This is a genomic window from Acinetobacter sp. SM34 (genome assembly GCF_022012365.1).
Taxonomy (GTDB): domain Bacteria; phylum Pseudomonadota; class Gammaproteobacteria; order Pseudomonadales; family Moraxellaceae; genus Acinetobacter.
In genome coordinates this window covers 1-306 of the sequence record NZ_JAKLTP010000041.1, presented here as the reverse complement: position 1 = coordinate 306, position 306 = coordinate 1, and the positions used below count along the sequence as shown (strand labels likewise).

Here is a 306-nt window from a genome sequence, read left to right as displayed (position 1 = left end):
TAGCAGTCGCGGTGCTGTACATGATTTCGAGCTATTTAAAAGAAACATAAAGCTGATTCCTTCAGAAGCCTTTGTTCTTGCAGATAAAGGCTACCAGGGAATTTATGCTGTGTATCCTAATAGCCTATTGCCGTTAAAAGCCAAAAGACGCTGTAAACTGGATCCTGAACTCAAAATCTATAATCAGGAAATCAACAAAAGAAGAATCGGGATCGAGCATGTATTTGGTCGCCTGAAGACCTTTAAAATCCTTGCTGGACGTTACCGAAATAGAGGTAAAAGACTGGGTTTGAGATTCAGTTTAAT

At 39.5% G+C, this 306-nt stretch carries 1 protein-coding gene; it reads left to right on the top strand.

Annotated features, from left to right (window positions below; translation table 11 throughout):
- On the top strand, positions 1-306 hold a 306-nt coding region (locus LZZ98_RS15455), incomplete at both ends, for a transposase family protein (protein WP_237788599.1).